This window comes from Aliirhizobium wenxiniae, assembly GCF_014201355.1.
In the GTDB taxonomy this organism is placed as follows: domain Bacteria; phylum Pseudomonadota; class Alphaproteobacteria; order Rhizobiales; family Rhizobiaceae; genus Neorhizobium; species Neorhizobium wenxiniae.
In genome coordinates this window covers 1,656,484-1,677,374 of the sequence record NZ_JACHEG010000001.1, presented here as the reverse complement: position 1 = coordinate 1,677,374, position 20,891 = coordinate 1,656,484, and the positions used below count along the sequence as shown (strand labels likewise).

8 protein-coding genes are annotated in these 20,891 nt (G+C 61.1%); all 8 read right to left on the bottom strand.

Going from position 1 to position 20,891, the window contains the following annotated elements; all coding sequences use genetic code 11:
- Positions 1–171 precede the first annotated feature (171 nt).
- The gene (locus tag HNQ72_RS07995; protein ID WP_183991153.1) at positions 172–1,992 is read right to left on the bottom strand and encodes a sensor histidine kinase; all 1,821 of its coding nucleotides are present in this window, start codon (positions 1,990–1,992) and stop codon (positions 172–174) included.
- Positions 1,993–2,348: 356 nt separating this feature from the next.
- Positions 2,349–3,794 (bottom strand): NAD(P)(+) transhydrogenase (Re/Si-specific) subunit beta, encoded by a 1,446-nt coding sequence (locus tag HNQ72_RS07990; RefSeq protein ID WP_183991151.1) that lies wholly within the window; start codon positions 3,792–3,794, stop codon positions 2,349–2,351.
- Between the two features lie 20 nt (positions 3,795–3,814).
- Positions 3,815–5,389 (bottom strand): Re/Si-specific NAD(P)(+) transhydrogenase subunit alpha, encoded by a 1,575-nt coding sequence (locus HNQ72_RS07985; protein ID WP_183991149.1) that lies wholly within the window; start codon positions 5,387–5,389, stop codon positions 3,815–3,817.
- Between the two features lie 325 nt (positions 5,390–5,714).
- Positions 5,715–7,193 carry an amidase gene (locus HNQ72_RS07980; RefSeq protein WP_183991147.1) on the bottom strand — a complete coding sequence of 493 codons (1,479 nt, stop codon included), beginning with the start codon at positions 7,191–7,193 and terminating at the stop codon, positions 5,715–5,717.
- Between the two features lie 150 nt (positions 7,194–7,343).
- On the bottom strand, positions 7,344–9,044 hold the full coding sequence (locus HNQ72_RS07975; RefSeq protein WP_183991145.1) for a Mur ligase: 1,701 nt from the start codon (positions 9,042–9,044) through the stop codon (positions 7,344–7,346).
- A 43-nt stretch (positions 9,045–9,087) separates the two neighbouring features.
- Positions 9,088–10,284, bottom strand: coding sequence for a beta-barrel domain-containing protein (locus HNQ72_RS07970; RefSeq protein ID WP_373289397.1), 1,197 nt, complete (start codon positions 10,282–10,284; stop codon positions 9,088–9,090).
- A gap of 2 nt (positions 10,285–10,286) precedes the next feature.
- On the bottom strand, positions 10,287–12,548 hold the full coding sequence (locus HNQ72_RS07965) for a type I secretion system permease/ATPase (RefSeq protein ID WP_244654330.1): 2,262 nt from the start codon (positions 12,546–12,548) through the stop codon (positions 10,287–10,289).
- 17 nt (positions 12,549–12,565) lie between these two features.
- Complete coding sequence (locus HNQ72_RS07960) at positions 12,566–20,791, bottom strand: Ig-like domain-containing protein (RefSeq protein ID WP_183991143.1); 8,226 nt, start codon at positions 20,789–20,791, stop codon at positions 12,566–12,568.
- Positions 20,792–20,891: the final 100 nt, after the last annotated feature.

Genomic DNA, 20,891 nt, shown 5'->3' with positions numbered 1-20,891 from the left:
CGTCCTCCGTAAGAATGACGTCACGCTTACACGCGCGTGTAAGAAGCGGGAGTGGGCGTTTCGGCCAGCGGTGCCATCGCGGCGCGAGCGGCGGAGAATGAGACCTGAGCGGCGGAGAGGTTTTTGCTTTTTTGAAGGCAGCGGCGCGACAGACCGTTTCCTGAAGGCCGGCTACTTTGCTGTCGACCACAGGCGGGCGACCTTCAGGCGGCCGCGAAGAGGTGTGCGTGCGGGTATAACGTCATCATGTGAATGATCGTGATGATGGTCATGCCGGCCATCATGGTGGTGGCTATGGTCGTGTACGGGCTCACCCATCGGCACGCGCAGGTTTACGGTAGTGAACACTTCCGGTTCCCATTTCACATCGATGCCATAGGCGTCACCGAAATGCCCCTTGGTGCGGCGGTCGACGATATTCATGCCAAGCCCGCCATCGACGGACGGTTTGCGGACAAACAGGCCGGCATTGTCGGTCACCGAGATCAGCAGATCATCGCCATCCGGATTTGCTGATATCGTGATCCGACCTTCTCCGATCAGCTGTGACGTGCCGTGCTTGATGGCATTTTCCACCAGAGGCTGGAGCGAAAAAGCCGGGAGACGGACCTCTGCCAGGTCGTCCGGAACATCGATCTCGATCTGCAGATGTTCGCGGAACCGTGCCTTTTCGATCTGCAGATAGGCATTCACATGCTCGATCTCGTCAGACAGTGTAACGATGTCGTTCGTCCGCTTCAGGTTCTTGCGGAAGAAGGTCGAAAGGTTCTGCACGAGATTGCGCGCTTCGCCCGGATCGATCCGGATGATGGCCGATAGCGTGTTGAGCGTGTTGAAGAGAAAGTGCGGATTGACCTGCGCGTGCAGAAGTTTGATTTCGGATTCGACCAGCATCTGTTTCTGGCGTTCGTAGCGCCCGGCGAGAATCTGGGCCGAGAGCAGGCGCGCGACACCTTCGCCGAGCGAGCGGTTGAAGGTCGAAAACAGTTTGGTCTTCGGCTCATAGAGCTTGATCGTGCCGATCACCGCGTTGTCCTCGCCTTTCAGCGGAATGACGAGCGACGAGCCGAGCGGGCAATTCGGATGGATCGAGCATTGATAACTCACCTCGTCGCCATCGGCATACATGACCTTGTTCTCGGCAATCGCCTCCATGGTCTGAGTGGAGGTGATGGCGCGGCCGGGCAGGTGGTGGTCGGCGCCGATGCCGATGAAGGCGAGAATCTTTTCGCGGTCGGTGATGGCAACAGCGCCGACATTGGCTTCCTCGTAAAGGATGCGGGCGACCTTGGTGCTGTTTTCGGCATTAAAGCCGTTGCGCAAAACGCCTTCGGCGCGCTCGGCGATTTTCAGGGCCTTGCCGGAGAAGACTGTCGAGTGAGTTTCGAAAAGTTTGCGCCGGTCGCCAAGGATGTTCATGAACATCGCGGCACCGATGGTATTTGCCACCGTCATCGGCAAAACGATGGTCTCGACCACATGGGCTGAATCGACGAAGGGTCTGGCGACGATCAGGATGATCGACATCTGGACGATTTCGGCAACCAGCGTGACACCGGCGATCAGAGGCGGCCAGAACAGGAGGTCGGTCCTTTTGCGGCGCATGAGATAGCTGTGAACCAACCCGCCGATCAGGCCTTCGGCTGTCGTCGCAATCGCGCAGGCAAGTGCCGTAAAGCCGCCGAGCGAATAACGGTGCATGCCGCCCGTGAGGCCGACTGCAAGACCGACGAGCGGGCCGCCTAAAATGCCGCCGAGCACTGCGCCGATCGCACGCGTATTGGCAATCGCCTCGTCGATATGCAGGCCGAAATAGGTGCCCATGATACAGAACATCGAGAAGATGACATAGCAGGCTATCTTGCGTGATGGCCGGACGGTGACCTGCATCAGCGGCAGAAACAGGGGTGTCTTGCTGAACAGGTAGGCGATGACGAGATAGACGCAGGTCTGCTGCAAAAGGCCGATGACAAGGTTCGTCCAGCCGAACATGAAATGTCCTTCGCTCTATCTTCGCCAGCCGATGAGGCGTTCGATCACCGCACCGAGACGATCCATGCCATAAATCGCGATTGCTGCAATAGAAGGCGGCGCGCAACAGCTGCCACGCGCTTCACATTGACGTTTTACGCGTTCAAGCGAAGCTGATCTGTCGATTTCGGTCGGGGGCAAGCGTAAGCGCATGTGTCCATCACGGCAAGCGGATCGTTCTGATCTGATCCGCCATCAAGGTCACCCGCTGGCTTGCCGTGCATTGACCTGTCGCAAGGGGGCCAAGTGCTTGACCTCCGCTAAGCGACATTGCTGTTCGGGATCGGCTTGCCGACCCCGAACATGTTTCGTTTGGTCTACTTGATCATCGGGAGCAGTTCGGAGACGGACTTCTTGGCATCGCCATAGAACATCCTTGTGTTCTCCTTGTAGAAGAGCGGGTTCTCGATGCCGGAATAACCGGTGCCCTGGCCGCGCTTGGAGACGAAGACCTGCTTGGCCTTCCAGACCTCGAGCACCGGCATGCCAGCGATCGGGGAGTTCGGGTCTTCCTGGGCTGCCGGATTGACGATGTCGTTGGAGCCGATGACGATGACGACGTCGGTCTGCGGAAAATCGTCGTTGATCTCGTCCATTTCCATGACGATGTCGTACGGCACCTTGGCTTCTGCCAAGAGCACGTTCATGTGGCCCGGCAGACGGCCAGCGACCGGATGGATGGCGAAGCGCACTTCCTTGCCGGCGGTGCGCAGCTTGCGGGTGAGTTCGGAAACTGCCTGCTGTGCCTGGGCAACCGCCATACCGTAACCGGGAACGATGATGACACTGTCTGCATCGTTAAGCGCATTGGCGACACCTTCGGCATCGATGGCGATCTGTTCGCCCTCGATTTCCATCGCAGGTCCCGTCGTGCCGCCGAAGCCGCCAAGGATGACGGAGATGAAGGAGCGGTTCATCGCCTTGCACATGATGTAGGAGAGGATCGCACCCGAGGAACCGACCAGCGCACCGGTGACGATCAGAAGATCGTTGCCGAGGGTGAAACCAATCGCTGCCGCCGCCCAGCCGGAATAGCTGTTCAGCATCGAGACCACGACCGGCATGTCGGCGCCGCCGATGCCCATGATCAGGTGGTAACCGATGAAGAAGGCAAGCAACGTCATCAGGATCAGCGTCCAGACGCCTGCGCCGTTGAAATAGGCGAGCAGCAGCAGGAGGGAGAGGCCTGCCGCGCCGGCATTGAGGAAATGCCCGCCGGGCAGTTTCTTCGCCTTGCCGTCGACCTTGCCGGCCAGCTTGCCGAAGGCGACGACCGAACCGGTGAAGGTGACCGCACCGATGAAGACGCCGAGGAAGACCTCGACCTTCATGATGGCCAGTTCGACCGGATCCTTATGGGCGAGGATGGCGGAGAAACCTTCGAGCGTTGCACGGGCAGCCTCGTCCAAGCCACCGACGCGCCATGCCTCGATATGGGCATTGTAGCCGATGAAGACGGCGGCGAGGCCGACGAAGGAGTGAAGCGCTGCCACGAGCTGCGGCATTTCCGTCATCTGCACGCGGCTTGCCACGTAATAACCGGCGATAGAGCCAGCGGCGACCATGATCAGGATGATCAGGCCGATGCCGAAGCTGGTGGCGACGCCCGGACCGAAGAAGGTGGCGATGACGGCGAGCGCCATGCCGATGATGCCGTACCAGACGGCGCGCTTGGCGCTTTCCTGACCGGAAAGGCCGCCGAGCGACAGGATGAAGAGAACCGCAGCAGAGATGTAGGCGGCCGAAACGATACCGATCGTCATGATAATAACCCCCTACGCACTCAAGACTTCTGGAACATGGCGAGCATGCGCCGTGTCACGAGAAAACCGCCGACGATATTGATCGTCGCGACCAGAACCGACAAAGCGCCGAGGATCACAACCAGCCAGTTGCCGGAGCCGATCTGCAGCAGCGCGCCGAGGATGACGATGCCGGAAATGGCGTTGGTGACGGCCATCAGCGGCGTGTGCAGCGAATGCGAGACGTTCCAGATGACCTGGAAGCCGATGAAGCAGGAGAGCACGAAGACGACGAAATGGCTCATGAAGCTTGCCGGCGCATAGGCACCGACGATCAGCAGCAGCACGGTCGCGACACCGAGCAAGATGGCCTGGTTCTTGGTCTGCGCCTTGAAGGCGGCGACTTCCTTGGCCCGCTTTTCCTCCGGCGTCAGCTCCTTGGCCTTTTCCTTCGGCTTCTGGGCGGCGATCGCCTGGATTTTCGGCGGTGGTGGCGGGAAGGTTATCTCGCCGTCCTTGGTCACGGTCGCGCCACGGATGACGTCGTCTTCCATGTTGTGGACGACGATGCCGTCCTTGGCCGGTGTCAGGTCCGTCATCATGTGGCGGATATTGGTGGAATAAAGCGTCGAGGACTGGGCGGCCATCCGGCTCGGAAAGTCAGTGTAACCGATAACGATGACGCCGTTGTCCGAGACGATGCGTTCGTCGGCGACGGTGAGGTCGCAGTTGCCGCCGCGTTCTGCGGCAAGGTCGATGATCACCGAACCAGGCTTCATAAGGGCCACCATGTCGGCAGTCCAGAGCTTCGGCGCGTCACGGCCCGGGATCAGCGCGGTGGTGATGACGATGTCGATCTCGGGTGCCAGTTCGCGGAATTTTTCCAGCTGTTTTTCGCGGAATTCCGGCGAGGACGGGGCCGCGTAGCCACCGGTGGCAGCGCCATCCTGCTGGCTTTCCTTGAAATCGAGGAAGACGAATTCGGCACCCATGGATTCGATCTGCTCGGCCACTTCCGGGCGAACGTCGAAGGCATAGGTGATGGCGCCGAGCGAGGTGGCGGTGCCGATCGCGGCCAGACCTGCAACACCTGCACCGATGACCAGAACCTTGGCCGGCGGCACCTTGCCGGCGGCCGTGACCTGACCGGTGAAGAAGCGGCCGAAATTGTTGCCGGCCTCGATGACGGCGCGGTAACCGGCGATGTTGGCCATCGACGACAGAGCATCCATCTTCTGGGCGCGCGAGATGCGCGGCACCATGTCCATGGCGATGACGTTTGCGCCCTTCGCCTTGGCCTGTTCCAGCAGGTCCTTGTTCTGGGCCGGGTAGAAGAAGGAGATCAGCGTCTTTGCCGGGCCGAGCTTGTCGACTTCCGAGCTTTCCGGCGGACGCACCTTGGCGATCACGTCGGAGGTTTCGATCAGCGCGTCGGCCGTATCGACTACCGTCACGCCGGCGGCGCGATAAACCTCGTCCGAAAAGCCTGCAGCCTTGCCTGCACCGGTTTCGATCACGCAGTCATAGCCAAGCTTCTGCAAGGCCAGCGCACTGTCCGGCGTCATCGCCACACGCGCCTCGCGGTCCGCGCGCTCTTTAAGAACCCCTATCTTCAATAGTCCCGTCCCCAATTCGTTTTCATCGTGGTCAAGCCGGCAAGTGACCGGCATTCCTGCCGTAAACTGTTACGACAAGGATTTCCGAGCGGAAAGGCCGCGGATGGTACTTGGCGGTACGGTAAGCGCAAGTGGAATACTGCGTGAAGTCGCCTTTTTCTGCCGCGTTCCTTGTTTAGTCTTCTGTTTATCCGCGGCGTTATGCGGTTTGATAGCACAATCAGCCCGTCGCCAGCGACGATAGGTCGCTGGCCGGTATTGAATGAGAAACCTCGTTTCGCAGCCTAGCTGGCGAGGCATTTTGCGCTCACGTTGAGCAAGCCGATCAGGCTATTGCGGTTACGTGCACTTTGGGCAAGTCGCCAAGATTCCACTTTCCTTCAATCGCCCGTTCAATCTGGGCCGCAAGCTGGAGCAACAGACCATCGCGGCCAAGGCCGGTCTGGATCTGCATGCCGAGCGGCAACCCGTTGGCGTGTCTGGCAAGCGGCAGGCTGAGGCCCGGTGTGCCGCAGAGATTGCTGAACGGGGTGTAGGCGAAGAAACCCCAGAGATTGGCGAACCAGTCGAGGGCGGAGGGATTGTCGGTCATCGTCAGATATTGGGTCGTGCCGATCGGCGGTGTTTCGAGCGCGGTGATCGGCGTCAGCACGATGTCCCATTTTTCATAGAACTCCCCGAAGGTGCGAGCAGTCTCGTTGAAGGCGAGCTGCATGTCGGCGCGGTCCGTGTAGGTCGCATCCTTGCCCTGTTCCCAGATGCGGATGTTCATCGGTTCGATGAGATCGGCTGGTGGCTTGTCGAGACCGCGTATGCGCAGAAGATTGTTTACCGTCTGGGCGAAATTGGTGATGTAGCAGGCCGTCTGTGCCGCATAGGCCTTTTCGAAGTCGATCGAGGGTTTGACCCACTCGACATGGTGCCCGAGGCTTTCGAGGAAACGGGCGGTACGCTCCAGTTCCGAGACGATATGCGGTGTCGACTTATACGGTCCCCATTCGTGGGAAACCGCGATGCGCAGCGGTTTCGGATCGCGTTTTATGACTTCGAGGAAAGGTTCGTCGGGCGACCAGTAGGGCATGAATTCGCCCGGCGCGCCGCCGCGGCAATTGTCGACGAAGGCTGCCGTGTCCCGCACGGTTCTGGTGATGCAGCCCTGTGTCGAGACGACGGAGGTGAAGTCTGAAGCCGCCGGGGCAATGGAGAAGGTGCCGCGGGAGGATTTCAGCCCGATCGCGCCATTGACACCGGCCGGAATGCGGATCGATCCGCCGCCATCCGTCGCATGGGCAAGCGGTACGACGCCTGCGCCGACCATGACCGCGGAGCCGGCCGACGAGCCGCAACTGGTGAAATCGGTGTTCCAGGGGTTGCGGGTGACATAAAGCGCCGGGTTTTCCGCCGAGCTGCAGCAGCCGAATTCGGGGGTCGTGGTGCGGCCGATGATATTGAGACCTGCCGCCTTCATCTTCGTGGTCAGGAAGGTGTCGGAGGTCGGGCGGTTGCCCTTCATGTAAAGCGAACCCTGTTCCTGCAGGCGACCGGCAAGCGTCGGGCCGAGATCCTTCAGCAGGAAAGGCAGGCCTGCGAATGCGCCTTCGGGATTTGCACCGTTGACGGTGGCATCGGATACCGCATCCTCGAAGATCTCGACCACGCCGCTGATCTGCGGATTGACCGCCCTGATCGCCGTTGCTGCCTGTGTTGCGAGTTCGGATGCGGTGACCTCTCCGTTCTTCACCAATTCCGCAAGGCCAAGACCGTCTTTGCCGAACCATTCGGCCCAGCTCATCACCATCGTCATCTGCATTCCCCAATGTTTTCGTTCTAGCGAAATCTTATTCTGAAAAAGCCAAGCCTGAGCGGCCCGGTCACATAGTGCAGGAGCTCAGATAATCATGCCTGATGCGGAGTGTCTCAGGAAATTTGCTGCGGTGTGCGAAAAGGGTGAGCGCTAACGCTCGCTTCTGCCGGAGACGTCGTGGGATGCGTCTTCTCTCGATTCCTGCTCATGCAGGTAGCGGAGATAGGCGACATATCCGGACAGATAATGCTCGACGTCGTCGATGCGCACCCGGAATGCGTGGTGGCGGATGAAGAAGGAGCCGAGCACCTTTCTGGGGTTGCGCATGAACATTGCCATTTCGGGCCAGAAATGCCCGTTGAGCATATAATGCGCCCGTTTTTCCAGCGCGCGTTCAAAGCGTTCGGGGTCGATCCGGTTCAGGAGATCAGGAAAACGGCCGTCGATTTTCAATCGCGTCAAGATTTGTCGCGTCGCCATCATCAGTTCGAGCAATGTCGGGAATGTCGTGATCCTGTTGGCGACGAAATCGAGATGATCGGCAATGTTGTCGATGGCGAAGCGGTAATAGCCCTCTTCCGGGCGATGTCGTGTCAGCTCATTGGCGCAGTAGGCGAGCCAGTGGTCGTGATGGTGCGCATGGTCGTTGCGGATGAAATACCCGAAGGCGAGTTCGACGGCGTTGAGCCAGCGTTCGTCGCGTAGCTGGTCGTAGAGCCGCATCAGGGCGAAAACGGCTTCTCCCTCGTAATAGATCGTGCGGAATTCCTGTCGGGTTTCTAGACTAGGGAAGGTCAGGACGTGGCGGAATGCGCCGGTCTTTTCGTCCTGCATGAAGCAGATGCCGGAGGCGAGCCGCTCCATCAGTTCGTCATGCCGGTCGTCGTCGAAGACACTCGCATATTTGGCGAGCGCAAGGATGGCAACGGCATTGCCGCCGAGCTTGATCTCGTTGTCGGCTTCTACAAGGAATGCGGCGATCCTTCCGTTGGGCAGAAGCGCATGGACGATCAGGTCGCGTGTCAGGCAGGAAATCGAATTGCCGATCGCTTCACGCAGGAGCGGCGTGCAGGTCAGCTCATATGCCTCGATCATCGCATAGGTCGTGCTGGCATGGCGAAGCGTGTTGTAGGTGCCGATCTCCCTGTCGAAACAGGGATGATAGCCGTAGATGAAGCGGCCATCGGGGCCGACCTGCCGGGCCAGGAATTCGGAAGCATCGTAGATGAGTGACGTGACCTGCCCGACATCAAGCTTGTCGATGACCCGACGCCCGGCATTCAGGCCGGACGGATGGAGAGGATAAACCGTGGTGCCGTCGAAAAGGGCGCCGGTGCTGGCGAAGGGATAGATCGTCTCCTCATCCGCAAATTCGGGTGGCTGGTGATCGGGGAAGCGGGTGTTGAAATAGAGAAGAAAGTTCTTCTCGTTCAGTTCGGCCGAGACGTTCTTGTTGCCGCCATAGAGCATGGCGTTGGCGTTGAGTTCCTGTTCCAGAAAGGCGGTTTCGAACCGCTCGTCGAGTGAGATGCCAAGCCGGAAGTAATTGCGTTTCGTGTCACTCAGCACGTCGCGCAGTTCCGCCCAGGTGGAGGCCTCGAGCGCTGTCGGCCAATCGACCCGCAACCAGCGATGCCGGCCGGATTGACGGCGTTGAATGTTGCGCACGGCATCCATGCCGTTCCGCCAGGCCTCGTCGAAGGAGGTGCCGCGGGCAACGGTGACGCTCGCGCGCTCCTCACCGTCGGAGCAGGAGAAGAACAGAATATAGGCCGGATGCGGTGCGGGTAGCGGACGGCATGCGGAGCGCACATGCTCCAGCAGCAAGGTCATATCCGGTGGCGTCGTCATGCTTTCCTCCTTTCACCCGTGGCTCATTCACCTATGGCCGGCCTCAGCGTTCGCGCATCGCCTCTTTGGCCTTGTTGAAGGGCTTCAGCAGATAATCCATCACGCTCTTCTGGCCGGTGTGGATATCGACGGTGGCAACCATGCCCGGCGAAATTGGGAATGTCTTGCCGAGATGATTTTCCAACGCATCCTTCTCTGTCTTCACGAAGACGCGGTAATAATAGATCTCGGGATCCACTTCGTCCTGGATCGTGTCCGGCGAGATGGTGATGACCTTGCCTTCCAGCCCGCCATAGATGGCGTAGTCATAGGCGGTAATCTTCACCGTGGCGCGCTGGTCCGGATGGATGAAGGCGATGTCGCGCGGCAGGATGCGGGCCTCGATCATCAACTGGTCGCCGAGCGGAATGATATCCATCAGCTTGCCGTTCGGCGGCACGACGCCGCCGATGGTGGAAACCTCGATATTCTTGACGATGCCGCGTACCGGGGAGCGCAACGTCAACCGCGCGAGACTATCTGAGCGTCCCTTGATAACCGAGATGAGCGAACTGACCTCAGCATTGGCCTTGGCGAGCTGCTCACGGGCTTCGACGACATATTGCGTGCTGGTCTCGACCTTCTTCAGCTCCAGTTCCGCCCGCTCCCGTTTCAGGCGGATGATCTCGACGCTGCTGGCCGCTCCCATCTTCGACAGGTCCTCATTGACTGCCAGTTCCTGTCGGGAGAGCGCGAGCGATTCATCGATCCATTGCAGCGTCTCCTTCAGATTATGCTGGCGGGCTTCGTAGAGCCTTGTCTCCGAGGCAATCAGCTCGGGATAGTCGGTCAGCTCGTCGGGAAAGGTGAGGGGGGTCTGGTTGACCTCCGCCGTCAATCTCGCCGAACTCGCCAGCGCGGCCCGGTATGTGGCGGCGGATTCGCCGACGCCGGATTCAGTGATCGTCGGGTCGAACTGGGCAATCAGCTGTCCGCGTTCGACCACCTGGTTTTCCTGAACCATCAGCTTGGAAACGATACCGCCTTCCAGCGACTGGATGACCTGTTCCTTGCTGATCGGCACGACCTTGCCGTCGCCGGTCGAGACTTCATCGAGAATGGCGAAGTAGGACCATACCAGGCCGACGACGATGAGGAGGGCCATGACCCAGACGACCGTTTTCGCCTTCGACAGGCGCACCTCGTCTTCGCCGCCATATTGCCAGCTCTCGTCGACTACACGGGGGAATGACATGGCCATGGCTAGTTCGCTCCCTTGACGCTGCGCAGCTGCTGGGCCGGCTTTTCGCCCTTCAGAACCCGCAGTGCTTCTTCCTTGTCGGCATCGAGCACGATGCGACCGCCATCGAGCGCCACGACACGCTCGACCAGATCCAGCACGCGCATCCGGTGGGTAGCGATCACCACGGTCTTGTTTTTCGCCCAGGCGGAGAAGCGCTGGATGAACAGCTTTTCGGTTGCCTCATCCATGGATGCCGTCGGTTCATCGAGCAGCACGACGGACGGGTTGCGGATCAGCAGCCGCGACAGAAGCAGGGCCTGCTGCTGGCCGCCGGAAAGACCGCGCCCTCCTTCGTCGATCAGGTGGTCGATGCCCTTGGGCAGCAAGCGGATGAATTCATCCGCGCCGGTCATCTGCAGCGCTTCCAGCATGGCCTGTTGCGAGGCGTTCTGGGCGCCCATCAGCACATTTTCGCGGATCGAGCCATGGAACAGTCGGGAGCTCTGGGTAATCAGGCCGACCTCGCGGCGCAGGTCGGACGGGTCGATCTGGTCGATCGCCAATGTGTCGATCAGCGCTTCTCCCATATGCGGCTGCAGCTGGCCGGAAAGCGCCTGCAGCAGGGTGGATTTTCCGGCGCCGTTCTTGCCGAGAAGGGCGATCGTATCGCCGGCCTTGGTCGAGAAATCGGAAAGCGACAGCGAAGGCCTGCCGGCCGGTTCGCCGTAATAATAGACGGCGCCGCGGAAACGATATTCGCCGAGCAGCGAACCGACCGAAAGCCTCGTCTCCGCCGGCGGGTGATCGACGGGCATCTTCATGATCGTGTTGAGGCTCGACAGGCCGATCTTGGCATGTTGCAGGCGGCCGAGAACCTGGGTCAGCTGCGCCATCGGCGCCATCATGCGTGAACCTAGAATGGAGCAGGCGACAAGCGAGCCGGTGCTCAGGTCGCCTGCCATCACCATCGGCGCACCGCAGAAGACGATCACTGCAAAGACGCTGGTCTGCACGCCATGGCCCCAGCTCGTCAGCGTGCTGGTGATGGAGCGGAGTTTCACCTGTGCATCGGCGCTTGCGGAATTGAACATGTTCCATTTCTGCTGGAACACGCTTTCGGCCTGCAGCGACTTGATATCCTCGATACCCTGGATGGATTCGACCAGCATGGCATTGCGCAGCGAGGATTCACGCATGGCGAGGCTGGCATTCCGCTTCAGCTTGCCCTGCGCCAGAAGGCCGGGGGCTACCATGACCAGCAGAGCCACCGCCGGAATGACCGCAAGCCAGCCGCCGATATAGGCGAACAGGCCAAGGAAGAGGAGAAAGAAGGGCAGATCGGCGATTGCCGAGACTGTCGTCGAGGTCAGCATTTCGCGGACCTGTTCGAGCTCGCGCAGTTGCGCGATAAAGGTGCCGGTCGCCTTCGGGCGGTTCTGGTTCTTTACCCTCAGCGCATGGCCGAAAACGACGTCGGAAATGCGGATATCCGCCCGCTTTCCGACGATGTCGATGATGGCGGTCCTGACCTTGCGCATGATGAAATCGAAGACGACCGCGACGCCGACACCGATGAACAGGACGACGAGCGTGCTCATGGAATTGGCGGGCACGACCCGGTCATAGACCTGCATGGAGAAGATGACGCCGGCGACCGAGAGGGCGTTGGCGACGAAGGATGCCAGAAGAACGTAGCTGTAGGGGCGAAGATCGCTGAGCGCGAGCTTGCGGAACCAGCCATGCGTGTCGGGTGCGATATAGGCGTCGATGCGCTCGTCGGGTCGGTTCCGCGCATCGCGGGCGATCAGAAGATGGGTGATGTGGCCGTCGATTTCGGAAAGCGGGATCCATGTCCAATGACCGTTGTCGCCGGCGAAGGTGATCTTCACCTCGTCCCGGTTGATCTCGGTTATCAGCCCGATATCGCCATAGCTGAGTTCGATGAGTATCGGCAGGCGGCGGGCGGTTATGCCCTTGGCAAGCGGTTCGACGGGCTTGGCATCGAGACCGAAACGCCGTGCCAGCTTGCCGATCCGGTGCACCGGAGGGGCCGCTTCCTGCATGATGGAAATGTAGTTCGTGGCAAATTTCGAATGGGCGATGCCATAGTGCTGCGCCAGCAGCCCCATGATCTCTATCCAGTCCTTTGCATGGCTCAGCGAGGCTGCATTGGCCTCTTTGGTTTTCTGATCATTCGTTTCGGGATTGGGAGGGGGAAGGGCTGCTGCCCTTTCCCCTTCCGTAACCCGTGTCTTTTCGGAAGGAGCCTGTTTGGCATCCATCAGGTCATTCCTCCGCGCTACACGACCGGCAGCCTTTGTGTTGCAAGATCGTCGTCCTGGTTGAGCGGCTCGAACGGATCGAGCGGCGGTGTTTCCACCACATCCAGAACGGCATCGACGCCATCCGGCAGATCGACATTGGCCGAGACGTCGACACCCGTATCTCCGCTGCCGTCGACGGTGACCGACGTGTCTCCGAGAAGGTTGTCGAGCGCACTCAGATCGACTTCCTCTCCGCCCTGAACCAGAAGGCTCAGACCGTCATCCACATTCAGTGATGCTTCGACCGGTTGCTGCGGCTCGACCGTTGTGTCGGAACCGTCGGCAATGGCACCATCCAGAGGAGTATCATCCGTCGCCACGGCATCCACCGAGGTATCAGTGGTGGAGGCATCCGTATCCGGTGCGTCCGGATTGTCCGCCGCCGTTCTGGCATTGTCATCCGGGCTGTCGGTAACGTCGCTGCCGCCGCCATCGTCAGCCATGGCGAGGCTCATCGTCTCGTCGGATGCCGATGCCATTGTGATGGCGCTGGTATCCTGCACCTCGACATCAATTGTGAGATCGGACGACAGTTCGTTGCCGGTCACGGGGTCGATGACAACAACGGTAAAATCGTCCGTTCCGCCTGCCGTCGCCGTGGTGTGAGGGGTGTAGATGTAGCTACCGTCGGCATTAAAGACGAGCGTGCCGAAAGCGCCTTCCACCGTCACCGTGCCATTGACGAGAACGTGGGTGACACCGTTGAAGTCGACCTCGGCGATGCGCAGATCGTCCGTATTGCCGGTGGCGGCGGCGTCGATGAAATTGCCTTCGGCCCGCTCGCCAACACTGATCTGGACATTCTCGACCTGGTCAGTCGCCGTGACCGATATCTCGCGCAGCGTTCCGATGCCCAGCGTGATGCCGGGATTGGGGACGAGCGTGGCACGATATTGGCCGGCATCGAGATCGGTGAGCGTGATCTCGCCGGTGGGTGCCCCAAGCAGGTTCAGCTGCAGAATGCCATTGTTGACATCGTCGGTGCCATAGGCTCCGCGCACCCATGCGGTACCGTTCCAGCGCTCGATGATCACCGAATAGTTGCTGAGCACGCCGACATTGACGAGCCCACCGATCCGCAGATCCAGATCGACCGAGTTGGTGCTGCCCGAAAGGTTGAAGTTGACGACCGGGTTGGTGGCCGACCCCAAGTTGACGTTCAGCAGGCTGGTGAGGGTAAGTGAAAGCAGCGCCGTGACAGTGGAACTGGCCATGGATGGCGTTGCTTCGTTCTGGCGGGTAATCGTCTGGTCGAGAATGGCGGTGTCGGACGCATCTGTCAGTGCGAAATCGACACCGGGCGCCGTGGCCGTTGCCGGACCGGAGACATTGCCTGCCGCATCCTCTTGCGTGACGTCCAGTTCCTGGCCATTCACCTGCGCCGGCGACAGTCCGACGCTGAATGTGCCATTGGCTGCGACCGTGCCGGTGCCGATGATGGCACCACCCGTGCCGGTCACGGTGATGGTGGCTCCCGGTTCACCCGTGCCGGTCAGTTCGTTACCCGCGGGGCTTACCGCAAGGTCTTCCGGTGGATCGGGCGGTAGCAGGTCCGGTGTGTCGGTTATCACCGAGGGTGACTGATTTCCGGCCGCGTCGGCGAGAACGACAGTCAGGTTGCCGCCGTCGTTCTGCGTCGGATTGAGGGTGATATTGAAGGTTCCGCCCGGGGTGACCGTTCCGGTGCCGACCAAGATTCCATCGGCATTGGTAACCCGCACCGCAGCCCCGGCTTCGCCACTGCCTGTGATGGCGGTTCCGGTGGCGTTTACATCGACATTGGTCGGTGCTGCCGGAGCGACAAGATCGGGAGAATTTACGGAGGCCGTGTCGGATTCGTTTCCGGAACCATCCGTCAGCACGACATTGAGCGCGCCACCATTCACCTGCGAGGGCGACAGGCCGATGCTGAACGTACCGTCAGGTGCGACCGTTCCGGTGCCGACCACCTGGCCTCCTGCATTGGTGACGGTCACGGTGGAGCCGGGTTCGCCGCCGCCGCCGATCAGCGTACCGGAACTGTTGACGACCAGGCTTGTCGGTGGTTCCGGCCCGGTTTCATCCGGCGAGGCAATGGTGCCGGGTGCGGAAGTGTTGTTGGCCGCGTCGGTCAGCACAACATTCAGGTTTCCGCCATCCAGCTGGGCTGGGCTAAGCGTGACGCTGAACGTGCCGTCCGGATTGACAGTTCCGGTGCCGACGGTGGCGCCTGCCGCATTGGTCACCGTGATGCCCGCGCCGGCTTCGCCATTTCCGGTCAGGACGACGCCCGCGCCATTAAGGTTGAGGTTGGTCGGCGCATCCGGTGCTGTCGTGTCCGTCGTGGATACGGTTCCGGGATCAGAAGCGTTGCCGGCGGCATCCTTCAGCACGACATCCAGTTCGGCGCCATCCACCTGCGGTGGATTGAGCGTGATGGAGAACGTACCGCCTGGTCCGACAGTGCCTGTACCGACGATGACGCCTTCCGCCGTCGTTACGGTGACGGTGGCACCGATCTCGCCTGCACCTGTGAGCGTGATGCCGTTTGCCGCTAGTACAAGGTTGGCCGGGACATCGGGTGGCGTAAGGTCCGGCGTTGTCGCCGTGCCCGGATCGGAGTCATTTCCTTCCGCATCCGTCAGCACCACATTGAGCGAGCCGCCGTCCGCCTGCGGTGGGGTCAGGTTGAAGGAGAAGTTGCCGTTGGCACCCACTGTGCCCGAGCCGACGGGTTCGCCCTCGGCATTGGTGACCGTGACAGTCGCATTCGGTTCGCCCTTGCCGCTGATGACCGTGCCGGTGGCATTGACGTTCAGATTGGTCGGAGCATCGGGGGCATCGAGGTCGGGCGTGCCAATGACACCTGGCTGAGATGTGCCGACGCCGTTGCTTAACGTGACCTGTAGATTGCCGCCATCCGTCTGTGGCGGGGTGAGATCGACATTGAATGTACCGCCAACGACGGTGCCCTCGCCGACGATATCGCCGGCAGCGTTGCGGACAGTGACGGTCGTGCCAGTCTCGCCGGAGCCGGTGAGCGTTTCGCCAAGGGCATCGACGGCCAGATCAGTTGGCGCAGGTGGTGCATCGGGATCGGGTGCCTGTACGGTTGCCGGATCCGATATGTTGCCCGCGATATCCTCAAGCACGACCTGCAGCTCTTCGCCGCTGATCTGCGCGTCATTCAGAGTGACGCTGAATGTCCCGTCCGGACCGACTGTGCTGCTGCCGAGGAATACTCCGCCGGGACCGGTAACGGTCACTTCGGTGTTCGGCTCGCCGACACCCGTCAACGTCAACCCATCATCGCTGACAACCAGCTCGGTCGGCGGTGCCGGGGGTTGGATATCCGTAATCGGCAGGGTCGTTTCCAGCGAGGTGTTTCCGGCTGCGTCCGTAAGGGTGACGTTCAGTTCGCCCGCGTCCGTCTGAGGCGGATTGAGGTCGACCAGGAACGTGCCGTCTGTGCCGACGACGCCGGTGCCGACGATGACGCCATCCGCATCGGTGACCGTCACGCGCGCGCCCTGTTCACCCAGGCCGAAAAGCTGGGCTCTGTCGGGGGTTGGTTCCAGTCCGGTTGCTGGTTCGGGAGGCGTGAGGTCCGGTGTGGTTACAGAGACAGGCGTCGTTTCGTTGTCGGAACCATCCGTGAGGGTGACCTGAAGTCCGGCGCCGGTATTCTGCGCCGGTGTCAGCGGGATGGTGAAGGTGCCATTGGCTCCGACCGTGCCGGTCCATTCGGTCGTGCCGTTCGTCACCGTGACCGTTGATCCGACCTCGCCGCGGCCGGTGATCTGGGTTCCGTCCGCGTTGACGCTCAGATTGGTCGGCAATGCGGGCGGTGTCTCATCGACAGAGGCGATGACGCCCGGGGCCGATGAATTGCCTCCGGTATCGGTCACAACGACCTGAAGGTTACCGCCGTCGATCTGTGGCGGGTTGAGGGGCACGCTGAAGGAGCCGTCCGTGCCGACTTCCACCGTGCCGACCTGTTGGCCGGCGGCATTGGTGATGATGACGGTGGCGCCGGGTTCGCCTATGCCGTTCAGGACCGTGCCGTCTGCCTCGACGTTGAGGCCGCTCGGTGCCGCAGGCGGCGTCGCATCGGTGGTCGGGACGGTGCCCGGATCGGAGATATTGCCGCTTCCGTCAGTCAGGACCACAGTCAGGTCTCCGCCATCGATCTGGGCGGGGCTGAGGCCGATCGTGAACGTCCAATCAGGAGCGACCGTACCGGTGCCGACCGTATCGCCGGCTGTGTTGGTTACCGTTACCGTCGTGCCGATTTCACCTGAACCGGTCAGGACCGTACCTGCGCCATTCACGACGAGATTTCCGGGCTGGTCAGGTTCGGTGATGTCCGGTGCGGTCACGGTCACGGGATCCGATGCATTTCCGTCGCCGTCGGTCAGGACCACAGTCAGGTCGCCGCCATTCGATTGTGCAGGATTAAGTGGGATGCTTATCGCGCCCGTTGGCCCGACGATGCCCGTGCCGACCACATCTCCGGCTTCATTGGTAACGGTGACGATGGCGCCCGCGTCGCCTTGGCCCGTCAGTGTCGTGCCGCCATTGCCGACAGTAATGCCGGTCGGCGCATCGGGGCCAACGAGATCGGGCGATGGTGCAAGGCTCGGGTCGGACGTGTTGCCCTGTGCATCCGTCAGTATGACCTCAAGATTGCCGCCATCCGTTTGCGGCGGGGTCAGCCCGATACTGAACGTGCCATTCTGCCCGACCGTGCCTGTTCCAACCGGATCTCCAGCCTCGTTGGTGATGGTAACAGTAGCGCCCGGTTCACCGCGGCCTGTTATGACTGTACCGGCGGCATTGACGTCAAGGTTCGAGGCGGGATCCGGTCCGGTCGTATCCGGCGAGGTTGCCGTTACGATCGGCGACGTATTGCCGGTAGCATCCTGCTGCACAACCCTTACCAGACCACCATTGTCCTGGGCGGGGTTGAGGTTGATGGTGAAGCTGCCATCGCTACCCGCCGTGCCTGTGCCGATGATAACACCATTGGCACCTCTCACTGTTACGGTTGCACCCGCTTCACCCTGACCGGAAAGCTGGCTACCATCGTCGCTAACCGTCACATCGGTCGGTGCCTGTGGGGCAACGAGGTCGGGAGTGGTCACTGTTGCCGGTGGTGACAGGTTTTCACCGCCATCTTCGAGAATGACGGTCAGATCGCCCCCATCCGTCTGTGCCGGGGTGAGCGTGATGGTGAACGTGCCGTTGCCATTCACCGTGCCGTTGCCGACTTCCTGACCGGCCGCGTTTGTTATGGTGACGGTTGTGCCGGGTTCGCCGCGGCCGGTCAGCGTGGTTCCGGCGTCGTTGACAGCAAGGTTGGTGGCGGCCGCGGGATCGATCAGATCGGGGGAAAGCGTCAGCGCCGGCTGTGAGGTGCCGTTGGCATCCGTTTGCGTCACTCTCACTTCGCCGCCATCGATCTGTGCGGGAGTGAGGGTAATGGAGAAGCTGCCATCCCCCTGAACGGTCCCTGTGCCGATCGTCGTGCCGGCGGCGTTGGTGACCCTCACCGTTGCACCGGGTTGCCCCTCGCCAGCGATTATCGTGCCGGTATCATTGATGTCCACGTCCGTCGGTGCTGGCGGTGCATCGGGATCCGGTGCCAGCACGGTACCGGGCGCGGAAGCGTTTCCTGCTGCATCTGTCAAAACGACATCCAGCTCGCCGCCGTCCAGCTGGGCCGGATCGAGATCGACACTGAACGTGCCGTCCGGGTCAACGGTATCTTCGCCGATCACGTCGCCAGCCGCATTGGTGACCGTGACCTTGGTTCCGGGCTCGCCTCGGCCTGTTAGAACCAGTCCGCTGTCGCTCACTGCCAGGTTGGTGGGCGATGCCGGGGATTGATCGTCCTCCAGCGTTACCGTTGCGGGATCCGAGACGTTGCCTGCGGCATCCTGCTGCACGACTTTCAGTTCGCCGCCATTATCTTGGGTGGGATCAAGATCGATCGTGAAGTTGCCATTATTGGCAACCGTACCGGTTCCGACAATCACGCCGCTTGCATCGCGAACCGTCACCGTCGCTCCCGGCTCGCCGCGGCCGGTGAGGATTGTTCCGGCGTCATTGACGTCGAGAGATGTCGGCGCGTCGGGTGCTACAAGATCCGGGGAGGCTATGATAGCTGGCGCGGAGTCATTTCCTGAAGTGTCTTCGGCAACGACCTGCAGGTCGCGACCGTCTGTCTGAGCTGGGTTAAGCGGAATACTGAAATTGCCGGTCGCGCCGACAGTTACAGTGCCGACCACGACACCATCCGCATCCGTCACGGTTATCTTCGCGCCCGGCTCTCCGCGTCCGGTCAGCAGCGTGCCATCATCGCTGACGCTCAAATTGCTCGGGGCGGAAGGGCCGGCCAGATCCGGTGCGTCGGTCATTCCCGGCAGGGATGTATTGCCAGCCGTATCCGTCAGTGTGACTTCGAGCGTGCCACCGTCTGTCTGTGCCGGGGCAAGCGTGACGGTGAACGTGCCATTCGGGCGCACCGTTGCAGTGCCGATCTCTTCGCCTGCTGCGTTGGTGACGGTCACCGTCGCTCCGGGTTCGCCGCGGCCGGTGAGCGTAGTGCCGGCGTCGTTTACATCCAGATTGGTGGGGGCCGCCGGGTCGATCAGGTCAGGAGCCGACGTTAGGCCGGGCTGCGACGTGCCGTTGGCGTCGCTCTGGACCACACGCAGCTCGCCGCCATCGATCTGGGCCGGCGCAAGCGTGACAGAAAAGGTCCCGTCATTTGCAACGATCGCAGTACCGACGACCTGGCCGGCGGGATTGGTGACCCTGATCTGAGCTCCCGCCTGTCCGTCGCCGGTCAGAACTGTTCCCGAGGCATTTACATCCAGATCCGTCGGGGCAGGTGGTGCGTCGGGATCCGGCGCAAGCACCGTGCCCTTGGTGGACGCATTGCCTGCGCTATCGGTCAGCACAACCTCCAGGTTGCCGCCATCGAACTGGGCCGGATCGAGCTCGATTGCAAATGTGCCGTCGGCAGCAACCGTACCGGTGCCGACGTCTTCACCGGCCGCATTGGTCACGGTCACCGTCGCGCCCGGTTCGCCGCGCCCGGAGAGCACCGTGCCGTCGTCATTTACGCCGAGATTGGTCGGCGGTGGTGGTGCCTGAATATCGTTGACATCGACTGTGCCGGGTTCCGAGGTATTCCCTGCTGCATCCTTGAGAACGACCTCGAGCTCGCCTCCATTGTCCTGTGTCGGGTCGAGGTCGATCGTGAAGGTGCCGTTCGCCCTCACGGTTCCGGTGCCGACGGTTACGCCATCGGCATCTCTGACCGTTACGGTCGCTCCCGGTTCTCCGCGCCCTGTCAAGACTGTGCCACCGTCGCCTATCGCAAGATTGGTTGGCGCGTCGGGTGCAATCAAGTCCGGGGACAATGCGGTTCCGGGATCGGAGACGTTTCCGCTTGCATCTTCCAACACGACACTCAACTCGCCGCCATCGATTTGGGCGGGATCAAGAGTGATGCTGAACGAGCCGTTTGCGCCGACGATGCCGGTGCCGACAACAACACCGGCCGCATTCGTCACGGTGACTTCCGCTCCCGGTTCCCCGCGACCGGTCAGGGTCGTGCCGGCATCATTGACGTAAAGATTGGTCGGAGATTCTGGTGCCTCGGTATCTGAATCTGAGTCCGAGTCTGCATCCGCATCCGCGTCGGCATCGGCATCAGCATCCGCGTCAGCGTCAGCGTCAGCATCCGCATCTGAATCGGCGTCCGAATCGCTATCATCGGAGTTCCCGCCGCCAGAGCTGGCGCCGACGCCAATTGCTGCAGCTCCGAGCCCGAGTGCTGCTGCAAGGCCAAGCACCGAAGCCCCGCCGCTGCCAGCACCGGCTGCTGCACCCGCCAGCTGGTCGATCGGGGCACCTTCGACAAACTCGAAATTGGCGAGTTCGTCGGTATATTCGCCCTGCCAGACATTGCCGGCGGAATCTTCGAGCACGAGTTCGCTACGTTCGGCGCCGTCGCCCTCATAGAAATTCTCGATCTGGATATCCGCTCCATTGCGGACTTCGATGACAAGGTCGTTGCCGGAGCGTGTGGTGGCCGTGATCTGATCGGGAGATAAGGAGAGTTTGACTGTGCTTGGTTTGGAAAGGACGATATCGTTGTCGTCTACAGTTGTTGTCTGCCCACTTGCCTTATCCACTATTACAGCGACCATCTGACTCTCCCTGTCATGCGCCGGGCAATATGCCCTTTCTGGAGCGCTGCCCCCTGCCTTCAAGGCAAGTCCGCCCGTTCCTCGTCACCGTTCAGGCAGA

Coding starts and splice junctions, on each gene's coding strand:
- HNQ72_RS07970 (WP_373289397.1), bottom strand. CDS start 10,284: ATGGCCATGTCATTCCCCCGTGTAGTCGACGAGAGCTGGCAATATGGC.
- HNQ72_RS07975 (WP_183991145.1), bottom strand. CDS start 9,044: ATGACGACGCCACCGGATATGACCTTGCTGCTGGAGCATGTGCGCTCC.
- HNQ72_RS07960 (WP_183991143.1), bottom strand. CDS start 20,791: ATGGTCGCTGTAATAGTGGATAAGGCAAGTGGGCAGACAACAACTGTA.
- HNQ72_RS07995 (WP_183991153.1), bottom strand. CDS start 1,992: ATGTTCGGCTGGACGAACCTTGTCATCGGCCTTTTGCAGCAGACCTGC.
- HNQ72_RS07980 (WP_183991147.1), bottom strand. CDS start 7,193: ATGACGATGGTGATGAGCTGGGCCGAATGGTTCGGCAAAGACGGTCTT.
- HNQ72_RS07965 (WP_244654330.1), bottom strand. CDS start 12,548: ATGGATGCCAAACAGGCTCCTTCCGAAAAGACACGGGTTACGGAAGGG.
- HNQ72_RS07990 (WP_183991151.1), bottom strand. CDS start 3,794: ATGACGATCGGTATCGTTTCGGCCGCCTACATCTCTGCTGCGGTTCTC.